Consider the following 8,736-nt stretch of genomic DNA (forward strand, 5'->3'; position numbering starts at 1 on the left):
CGTCACACGGCGCGGAGCCGGGACGCGCCGCCCTCCAGCATCAGCCACGCCGACAGCGACGCCTCCTTCACCCTGACCCGGACCCGCGAGTAGCGGCTCGGGTCGATCAGCCCCGGGGCGGGCCTGATCACCGTGTCGTACACGAAGTCGGACGTGACGAACGCCAGGTCGGCGCCCGTCTCGGCGACGCGCCGCTTCACCGCCGGGGCGTCCACCATCCGCCGCGTCGTGATGATGGAGCCGCCGGCCACGCCCTTCGGGCCGCGCTGCACGGGACCGACGTGCAGCGCGGCCCGCAGCTGCAGCCGGGTCGCCTCGGCGGCGCGCCGGTTGTGCCGCCGCAGCGACGCCGCCAGGTGCGCGAGCATCGGGTCGACGACCTTGTCGGTCGGCGTGGTCGGCGGGACGACGACGAGCGCGCCGTCGCCGCGGTCCTCCTGGTAGAGGCGGCCGAAGTCGAGGCCGGACGCGGTGAACGCCTCGCCCATCAGGTCGTACATCGCGCCCAGGACGTACCCGCGGTCGGCGTCGGTGCGCACCGGCGAGCTGAACCGGGTGATGTCGGTGATGAGGATCGAGCAGTTGCCCCGCACGGCCTGGAAGCCGGGCTTCTCGATCTGCCGCCGGTAGACCTGCTGCTCCAGGACGCCCCGCACGCGCGGGTGCGCGTCCAGGAAGGCGCCGAAGTCGTGGGCGTCGATCCGGAGCGCCTGGACGTCGCCGTCGGCCGTCACGGTGGCGGACCGGTCCCGGATCATCAGCGCCGCGCGCTCCCCGACCAGCTCCCCGGCGCCGCGGAACGCGATGATCCGCTGCTCGGGCCCCTCCCAGACCCACACCCGCGTCCACCCGGACAGGATCACCACGACCTCGCCCGCGACGCCGCCCTCCCGGCACAGCACGTCCTCCGCGCGGTACAGATGCCGGCGGGCCCGCGCGATGAAGTCGCGCCGCTCCACGGGGGTCAGCGCGTCCCAGAACGTCAGGGCCTCCCGCGAGACCACCCGGTCGGAGACCGGTGCCAGGGCGGACGGCGCGGACGGGACCGCCACCGCCGCCGATGGCGGCCCGGACGTCTCCTGCAGCGTGTCCGCCTTCAGATACTGGACGACCGCGTTCGTCACGGCCACCGCGGGGAGCGTGAGGAAGGCCAGGACGCCGCTGATCGCGGCGGTGCCCGGACCGTCCAGCGCGTACCCCAGCACCACGGCCCCGAGCGTCACCGGGGTCATGACCTTCGCGTTCACCGGCCCCGAGCCGGCGGTGGGCGCCGCGCGCCCCCGCAGCCGCGCCGCCCAGCGGTTCAGTCTCACGGAGTCTTCCTTCCCCCGGGAGGGCCCGCAGCCTCCCGGTGTTCGTCCGTGCCCCACTCCGCATTCAAAATACATACGAAAGCCATACGAAGACTGCTGCTAGAATGGTGAACGTCTTCTTACCTGATGGCAAGGAGGAGCTGTCGGAGGTTTCCGGCGGCGAAGACGAGGGAACCTCTGTCGTGCATGCTGTACACCCGGCATGGATTTGCTGACGGAGGGCTGTATGGGCGCCTGACCGGATGAGGCTTCCGGTCAGGCGCCGGAACGCAGGGGGTGGGCCGGGCTCCGCGCCCCGGATTGGAGTGAGCGCTCATGACGGACTCTCGGGCATCCTCCGAGGCCCAGGACGCGAAGGATCCCGGCCGCCGCGCCGACACCGCCCCGACGAGCGACCGCGTCACGGTCAACCTGACCGGCAAGGCCGTCCAGGCGCTCCAGCGCCTCCAGTACCTGACCGGCTACAACAAGACCGACTGCATCAACCGCGCCCTGATCATCGCCGGCGAGATCGAAGAGATGTCCCGCGAACCGGGCGCCTTCTACTGGCGCGAAACCCCCGACAGCGACCTGATGCTCGTCCGCTTCGTCTGACCCCGCCGACCCCTGGGTCAGCGTTCGCGCAGCGCGTTGAAGAGCCCGTCCCGCGCGTCGGGCTTGCGGGAGATCACTGGAAGCGAGGCACCGCCTCTGGCAGTGCTTCCCCTGGTGCGAGCCTCCCGTCCTCGATCCGGCCTTGAAGATCCTGGGCGATCTCGACGTACATGGGGGTTCGTGCCATGGGGGTTCCTCAGAGGTCGGCTCCTTCCTCAATGATGCGCTGAGGACGACCAGGCCGGGCGGTGGTCAGAGGCCTTTCGAACAATGCGCCCGAGGGCGTCCTGTCCTTGGTGCGGCGCGTCGCGACGTACCTGAAACCCAGGCCGCGGTAGTAGTCGTGGAGCGCGTTGTTGTCGGTCCAGACGTCGATGCGGATGAGTGCCGCGTTCCGCTGCTGGGAGGCGCCCTCGCGACCGGCCCAGTCGATCAGCTCGGCGCCCAGCCCGAGTCCCGCGTAGTCCCGGTGGACGACGAGGCGGTGCAGGTAGACGGCCTCGACCTCGCGCTCTTTCGCGGTCCAGAGCTCCTCGTGACCCATCGTCTTGATGGAGACGGTGCCGATCGCGCGCCCCCTGTCGAACAGGAGCCAGGTCTCGCCGTTGGCGAGAGCCTCGTAGACCCGCTTCTCCCGGCCTTCCGGACTGGGCCACGGCTCGGCCCACTGCGTCGTCGTCTTCTTCTTCCGCAGCCATTCGGCCGCGTGGTCGATGAGCCCCAGGACGACGTCGATCTCGTCCGGCCGGGCCAGGCGGATGGGGTAGGTGGGATGAGCGGCCCTGCTCGGTTGAAGGGCCTCGGTGTCTGTATCCACGTGCTCCTGACTCCGGAAAGATCAAGACCCCTCCTCCCGGCCGGGTGAACGGGGGCGCGAAGGCTCCCGTCCGGTCGGGAAGGGGGGCATATGGACTGGTGTGTGACGGCCGCCGTGGTCGGCGGCGGCCGGCTATCCGCTTCCGGCGTCGCCGTCCGGCGAGGACGTGGGCGGAGAGTCGTCGTTGGGGGCCAGGCCGGGCGTCCTGAGGACGGCGTCGGGGACCTTTCCGTCGTTGTAGTGCAGCCGTGTGCGGTTGGCGGGCCAGACCGTCACGGTGACCCGGAACGGGTTGCCGTCGGCCGAGTAGGCGGTCCGCACCGTTTCGAAGACGATGCCGGCCGCCGACTCGCCGAGGCTGAAGAACCGCTTCTCGTTCTCGTCCGGTACACGGGCCCTGATCTCGTCGTGGAAGCCGACCTCGCGATAGCCGAGGGCCTCGCCGAGGTAGGCCACGGCCCCCTCGGGGATGTCGCGGGGGAGGAGAAGGCGGGACGCGCCGCTGGTGGCGAACTCCAGCGGATAGAAGGAGGTCTGCAGCACCCAGGGCTTCTCGTCGAGGAAGATCTCCTGGTGGCGGGAGATGAACTCCGAGCCGCTCTTCGTCCGCAGGTACCGGGCGATGACCTTGGTGCCCTCCTGGATCTCGACCTTGACCTGCGACACCGTCGCGTTCCGGTCGGCGGGGATGGCGGCGTCGCGGTTGTACCACTCGTCCGACACGGCGCCGGGTGCGAGCCCCAGCTCGACCGCGCGCAGCGTGACGTCGACGATGTCGGGCTCGGGTACGACGAACGTCCCCTTGCCCTGTTCGGAGACGACGTATCCCTGCTGCCGGAGCCAGGCGAGCGCGTCTCGGACGGTGTTGCGGGAGGCGCGGTACTGCTGCTCCAGCTCCTTCTCGGGAGGCAGCGGCCGTCGCTCGGACGAGCCCTTCTCGCTCGCGAGATCTCCCGATTCGATGCGCCGGCGCAGGTCATCGGCGATATCACGCCAGCGGAGAGGCGTCGTGCGAGCCATCGGATCCGCTCCCTTCCGGCCTGCCCGTCCCGGTTCGTACCGACCGCCGTACCTGCGGAACATTGCACAGAACCGGACTTCTGAACAAGTTCTTCCCATCCTATGTGTTTGCAATCCCAAAAGAGGGTACAAGCTGGATAGCAACTTGTTGGGACAAGTCTCACCAGCTGAAAACTCTGACAACACTAGCAGCAGGATGTTCTGGATGTAAGGGATATCGCGAACTCCCCGGAGGAGGTTCAACCATGACCCCGATCATGCTTTGGGTCCTCGTTCCCACGGCGCTCTTCCTGGCCACGGTCTTCTACGTCGTCAGCATCGGCTTCCGGACGAGGCACGCGGATCTCCGCAGCGAGCCGCCCGCGCCGGTGGAGACCGGCCGCTGGCCCTCGCTGGTCACCGTCCGGGGGCTGAACGGGCCGAGAACATGACCTCCGGTCGCCGCGGAGCGGACCGCTGACCTTAAGGAGAGTTCGAGGTGGAAGACCGGATGGACGCGGCGTCGAGCACGCCGGAGCAACGGATCACGCGGCACTCCGGGCGGGCCGGCCTCGGCGGACCGGCCGGGCCCGGTGCCCTGGGCGAGCCGGTCGTGGACGAGCCCGGCCCGGCGGCCGTCCCGGTGCTGCAGCTGACGCCGGTGCCGCCGGCGGCGCGGCAGCCGTGGGCCGGCGCCGAGCAGGCGGCGGTCGCCGGCGCCGCGGTCCTGGTCATCACCGCCGAACTCGGCCGGCGGGCCGGGGCGCCGGGGCGGCTGACGGCGCTCTACTCGGCGGGGGCGTGCGCCGCGGTCCTCGCTCCCTGGCTCGCCTCGTACCTCATGCCGGAGTTCGCCTCGCGGCTCGCCGCACGAGCCGTACCCCGGACCGCCCCGCCCCGGGCGGTCTGAGCCGCGAAGAGACGAGAGAGAAGGGAGTTGTGTGGCGAAGGGGGCTATTTGGCCTGCCTTCAGCCAGATTTCTCCCTTCCAAACGGGACAAACAGGATCATCTTCCCTCATACTTCGTAAAGAACTCGAAGAGAGGGATGAATCAGTGATCGACCGCCTTCGGCCCCTGCCTCACTCGGATCCCTTCGTCGATGTCATCCGCGGCTACGTCACCTGCGTCGGCGACGCGCTCCAAGCCCAGGGGGCGCCGCTCTCCAAGGTCTGGCTGGACCCGGCCAACCCGCGCGACGCGACGTTCGTGCTCGGGCTCCGGGCCCTCGTGTGGAACGAATCCGAGGGGTTCGTGCTCGGCGAGTTCGTCTCCGGGGAGCCCGGTGTGCGGACCGTGCTGCGCGATCCCGTCCGGCTCGGCGGCGGCGTGCTGCCCGAGCCCCGCTCCGTCCCGCACCTGCTGGAGCGCGGGGCGGTGGAGGCGCCGGCCGCGGTGCGGGCCGTCGACGCAGGACACGACGGGTTCGAGGACGCCCTGCTCCGCTTCCGGGCCGCCTGAAACCGGTCGTTCGAAAGAACGACGTTGTTTCCGTCGGTATCGGTACGGTTACGCAGAAATTTCGCCAAATGCGGCGAAAGCGGTGGCGGATTTCGGTTGAAGCGTCCACTATGGGGACCTGCACGGCATGCGTGGCGTTCCTGCATGCCGTCCCATCGAACCGACCTGCCGGAGTGATCCTATGCCCGTCCGACCGTGGACTCCCGAGGACCTTGGGCGTCCGACGGACGGCACCTGGGCTGACATGGCGTTCGGGCTCGGCGAGGTCTACGAGCGCGAGGGCGATCTCGACCAGGCCGCCGGCTGGTACCGCCGGGCCGCCGAGTCGGGCAGCGCCGACGCCGCGCTGCGCCTCGGCGCGCTGCTGGGGCGGATGGCCGACGCGGGGCCCGAGGGGGAGTCGGCCGAGGAACTGCTCGCCGAGGCCACCCGCTGGCTGAGCGGCGCCCTCGACGCGACCGGTCCGGACGCGATCGAGCTCATCACCGACATGCTGAACCGGCAGCTGAGGCAGGCCGCGCGGCGCGGGCTCGAGCCTGCGCCGGCCGGCTGACGCATTCCGGACACCTCCCGGTTTCGGGCTGAACCGAACCGCTTCGCCCGTCGTCGGACTCCATGAGATCGACGACAGCGGAGGGTGGACGAGTTGAGCGGCGAGGACTCCGGGTACGTGCCCCCGGACCACAAGACGACCGCCGAGTTCCGCGTTCCCGGCCGGGCCGCCGCGCCGGACGCGGGCACCGCGGCCGATTCGACCGTCGTCGACGACCTCGCGGACGCGACGGTCCAGGACTTCCCGGCCGACGACCCCGAGGACGCTCCGGAAGTCACCCTCCGCGACCTTCCGGCCGACGACCCCGAAGACGACCCGCAGGCGACCTCCCAGGACCCTCCGGACGACCCGGGCGCGACCTCCCGCGATGCGCCGGAGAAGGCGTCCGCGACCGTCACCGACATCCGGCTCGGCGAGCCCGCCCCTCCTCAGGAGGAGGCGGCGGCGTTCGCGCAGGGCGCGGTGCCGGCGCCGGCGCCCTCGCCGGTCGTGGGAGAGACGCCGTGGACGGAGCAGTTCGGGGCCGAGTCGGCGTCCACGGACGCCGGCGCTCCGGCATTCCCGCTCGCGATGCCGTCAGGGCCGGCTCCCCAGCACGGCGCGACCGCTCCGGTGATGCCGTCCGGGGGAGTGCCGCCGAGGCGGTCCCGGCGCCCGCTGATCCTCGTGGGGGCCGTCGGCGTGGTGCTGCTCGTCGCCGCCGCGGCGGTCGTGGCGCTCCTGCTCACCAGGGGCGGTTCGGACGGCGGGAGCGCGGCGCCCCCGTCGTCGCCCCCGTCGCCGCCTGGCGCGTCGGCGCCGGCGGGAGCCGGCGGGCCGACGGGCGGACCGACCCCCGGCGGGCCCGCGCCGAGCGAGGCGCCCGCGGCGGGGCAGCCGCCCGCGCAGCAGCCGGGCGCGCCCGGCACGCCGCCGCCGGCGACCACCGCACCGATCGGCCCGCTCGTGCGGGGCAAGGGGATCACGTACCAGCTCGTCCAGCAGGACGAGGGGTACTTCGAAGGCAGGATGGTCATCACCAACCGCACCGACCGCCCCATGAAGACGTGGAAGCTGACGTTCCGCGCACCCGGCGCGGACGTCAAGAACATCTGGGGCGCGCGGCTCGTCCGCGGCGGCGAGAAGGTGGAGATCAGGAACCTCGACGGCGCCCCGGCGATCCCGCCCGGCGGCACGTGGGAGATCCAGTACGGCGCGGCCGGGCGCGCGTCCACGCCGAAGGGGTGCGAGCTGAACGGCGGGGCGTGCGGCTTCTGACGGGAGTACTAGGCTCTCGAACATGCGTATCGCCAGGTTCTCCACCGACGACGGCATGTCCTTCGGAGTGGTGGAGGAGAACACCGTCGCCGTCATCGCGGCCCACCCGTTCGGGGAGCTGACGTTCACCGGGCAGCGCCTGCCGCTCGCCGACGTCCGGCTGCTCGCGCCGATCCTGCCCAGCAAGATCATCGCGATCGGGAAGAACTACGCCGACCACGCCCGCGAGATGGGCGGCGAGCCGCCCGCCGAGCCGGTGATCTTCTCCAAGCCGTCCACCGCCGTGATCGGCCCCGGCGAGGCGATCGCCTACCCGCGGAAGCTGTCCGACCGCGTCGACTACGAGGGCGAGCTGGCCGTCGTCATCGGCCGGATGTGCCGCGAGGTGCCCGCGTCCCGCGCCGCCGAGGTCATCCTCGGCTACACCTGCGCGAACGACGTCACCGCCCGCGACCTGCAGAAGAAGGACGGGCAGTGGACGCGGGCCAAGGGCTTCGACACGTTCTGCCCCCTCGGCCCGTGGATCGAGACCGAGGCCGACCCCGCCGACCTGGCCATCTCCACGGCCGTCAACGGGGACGTCCGCCAGGACGCCCGCACCTCCCTGCTCCTGCACGACGTCCCGACCCTCGTCGAGTACGTCAGCCAGGTCATGACCCTGCTGCCCGGCGACGTCATCCTCACCGGCACCCCCGCCGGCGTCGGCCCGCTGGAGATCGGGGACGAGGTGACCGTCGACATCGAGGGCATCGGCCGCCTCACCAACCGCGTCATCGAGCGCGACTGAGCCATGGCGTTCCGCGGTTTCACCGGCGAGGCGTTCTCCTTCTACGAGGGCCTGCTGGCCGACAACAGCAAGTCCTACTGGACGGCCCGCAAGGAGACCTACGAGCGGCATGTGCGCGAACCGCTGACCGAGCTGTGCGCCGAACTCGAAGAGGAGTTCGGCGCGGTCAAGCTCTTCCGCCCGTACCGGGACGTCCGGTTCAGCAAGGACAAGTCTCCTTACAAGACGCACCAGGGCGCCCACACCGGAGAGGGCTTCTACATCCAGATCGACGCGGACGGCCTCATGGTCGCGGGCGGCATGTACGCGCCCACCCCCGACCAGCTCCGCCGCTACCGCGAGGCCGCCGGGTCCGACACCTACGGCGGCGAACTCCAGGCCATCGTGGACGACCTCCGGTCCGCCGGCATGGAGATCGCCGGCGACCGCCTCAAGACCCGCCCCCGCGGCACCGCCCCCGACCACCCGCGCCTCGACCTGCTGCGGCACCGCTCCCTCTACGCCCACACCGGCTGGCCCGCCGACCCGTGGACCGCCGATCCCGGCGAGGTCGTCACGCGGGTACGGACGTCCTGGCGGCGCCTGCGCCCCCTCGTCGACTGGGGCCGGACCCACATCGGACCGCCCGACTTCACCCGCTGACCGCCGTTCCGGCCAATCGTTTTGGCCGTTCTCGCAAGGTCCTGTATTCTCATCGAGGCGCGAGCGACCGGGCTGGAAACGGCACGGAAGCCCGTACCTCACTGGGGTATGGTGTAATCGGCAGCACGAGTGATTCTGGTTCACTTAGTCTAGGTTCGAGTCCTGGTACCCCAGCTGCGTCCGCCGCACGCGGACACACGCCCCCGTCGTCTAGTGGCCTAGGACGCCGCCCTCTCAAGGCGGTAACGGCGGTTCGAATCCGCTCGGGGGTACGTGGCGGGCCCGCATGCTCGGTGCCTTCCGGCACCTTCGCC

11 protein-coding genes and 2 tRNA genes are annotated in these 8,736 nt (G+C 71.1%); 10 read left to right on the top strand and 3 right to left on the bottom strand.

Translation table 11 applies throughout. The features are described from left to right. Positions 1 to 2: 2 nt before the first annotated feature. Entirely contained in the window at positions 3 to 1,313 is a 1,311-nt protein-coding gene (locus ACIWVC_RS01125) for a Crp/Fnr family transcriptional regulator (protein WP_396449258.1), read from the bottom strand. Between the two features lie 315 nt (positions 1,314 to 1,628). On the opposite strand from ACIWVC_RS01125, the gene ACIWVC_RS01130 reads away from it, so the two are divergent. After that, on the top strand, positions 1,629 to 1,907 hold the full coding sequence (locus tag ACIWVC_RS01130) for a hypothetical protein (protein ID WP_396449257.1): 279 nt from the start codon (positions 1,629 to 1,631) through the stop codon (positions 1,905 to 1,907). Positions 1,908 to 2,103: 196 nt separating this feature from the next. Here the strand turns inward: ACIWVC_RS01130 and ACIWVC_RS01135 are convergent, their stop codons facing one another. Next, positions 2,104 to 2,724, bottom strand: coding sequence for a GNAT family N-acetyltransferase (locus ACIWVC_RS01135; protein ID WP_396453228.1), 621 nt, complete (start codon positions 2,722 to 2,724; stop codon positions 2,104 to 2,106). A gap of 132 nt (positions 2,725 to 2,856) precedes the next feature. Further along, the gene (locus tag ACIWVC_RS01140) at positions 2,857 to 3,744 is read right to left on the bottom strand and encodes a GntR family transcriptional regulator (RefSeq protein WP_396453226.1); all 888 of its coding nucleotides are present in this window, start codon (positions 3,742 to 3,744) and stop codon (positions 2,857 to 2,859) included. Between the two features lie 245 nt (positions 3,745 to 3,989). On the opposite strand from ACIWVC_RS01140, the gene ACIWVC_RS01145 reads away from it, so the two are divergent. From ACIWVC_RS01145 to ACIWVC_RS01185, 9 genes are all read left to right on the top strand, one after another. Next, positions 3,990 to 4,175 carry a hypothetical protein gene (locus tag ACIWVC_RS01145; protein WP_396453224.1) on the top strand — a complete coding sequence of 62 codons (186 nt, stop codon included), beginning with the start codon at positions 3,990 to 3,992 and terminating at the stop codon, positions 4,173 to 4,175. 47 nt (positions 4,176 to 4,222) lie between these two features. Then, positions 4,223 to 4,633, top strand: coding sequence for a hypothetical protein (locus tag ACIWVC_RS01150; protein ID WP_396453222.1), 411 nt, complete (start codon positions 4,223 to 4,225; stop codon positions 4,631 to 4,633). Between the two features lie 145 nt (positions 4,634 to 4,778). Then, positions 4,779 to 5,183 (top strand): DUF6292 family protein, encoded by a 405-nt coding sequence (locus ACIWVC_RS01155; RefSeq protein ID WP_396453726.1) that lies wholly within the window; start codon positions 4,779 to 4,781, stop codon positions 5,181 to 5,183. A 244-nt stretch (positions 5,184 to 5,427) separates the two neighbouring features. Continuing rightward, positions 5,428 to 5,736: a hypothetical protein gene (locus ACIWVC_RS01160; RefSeq protein WP_396452489.1), complete on the top strand. Its 309-nt coding sequence runs from the start codon at positions 5,428 to 5,430 to the stop codon at positions 5,734 to 5,736. A gap of 93 nt (positions 5,737 to 5,829) precedes the next feature. Then, on the top strand, positions 5,830 to 6,993 hold the full coding sequence (locus tag ACIWVC_RS01165; RefSeq protein WP_396452491.1) for a cellulose binding domain-containing protein: 1,164 nt from the start codon (positions 5,830 to 5,832) through the stop codon (positions 6,991 to 6,993). A 22-nt stretch (positions 6,994 to 7,015) separates the two neighbouring features. After that, on the top strand, positions 7,016 to 7,780 hold the full coding sequence (locus tag ACIWVC_RS01170) for a fumarylacetoacetate hydrolase family protein (RefSeq protein ID WP_396452492.1): 765 nt from the start codon (positions 7,016 to 7,018) through the stop codon (positions 7,778 to 7,780). A 3-nt stretch (positions 7,781 to 7,783) separates the two neighbouring features. Next, the gene (locus ACIWVC_RS01175) at positions 7,784 to 8,422 is read left to right on the top strand and encodes a DUF2461 domain-containing protein (RefSeq protein WP_396452494.1); all 639 of its coding nucleotides are present in this window, start codon (positions 7,784 to 7,786) and stop codon (positions 8,420 to 8,422) included. A gap of 102 nt (positions 8,423 to 8,524) precedes the next feature. Further along, a tRNA-Gln gene (locus ACIWVC_RS01180) sits at positions 8,525 to 8,596 on the top strand. A 25-nt stretch (positions 8,597 to 8,621) separates the two neighbouring features. Further along, a tRNA-Glu gene (locus ACIWVC_RS01185) sits at positions 8,622 to 8,694 on the top strand. The last annotated feature ends 42 nt before the right edge of the window (positions 8,695 to 8,736 follow it).

Origin of the sequence: Actinomadura sp., from assembly GCF_044508335.1 — a bacterium.
Classification (GTDB): Bacteria; Actinomycetota; Actinomycetes; order Streptosporangiales; family Streptosporangiaceae; genus Spirillospora.

Bases quoted from the DNA above. Each gene is read 5' to 3' on its own strand.
- ACIWVC_RS01170 (WP_396452492.1), top strand. From the start codon at position 7,016: ATGCGTATCGCCAGGTTCTCCACCGACGACGGCATGTCCTTCGGAGTG.
- ACIWVC_RS01140 (WP_396453226.1), bottom strand. From the start codon at position 3,744: ATGGCTCGCACGACGCCTCTCCGCTGGCGTGATATCGCCGATGACCTG.
- ACIWVC_RS01130 (WP_396449257.1), top strand. From the start codon at position 1,629: ATGACGGACTCTCGGGCATCCTCCGAGGCCCAGGACGCGAAGGATCCC.
- ACIWVC_RS01160 (WP_396452489.1), top strand. From the start codon at position 5,428: ATGGCGTTCGGGCTCGGCGAGGTCTACGAGCGCGAGGGCGATCTCGAC.
- ACIWVC_RS01175 (WP_396452494.1), top strand. From the start codon at position 7,784: ATGGCGTTCCGCGGTTTCACCGGCGAGGCGTTCTCCTTCTACGAGGGC.
- ACIWVC_RS01145 (WP_396453224.1), top strand. From the start codon at position 3,990: ATGACCCCGATCATGCTTTGGGTCCTCGTTCCCACGGCGCTCTTCCTG.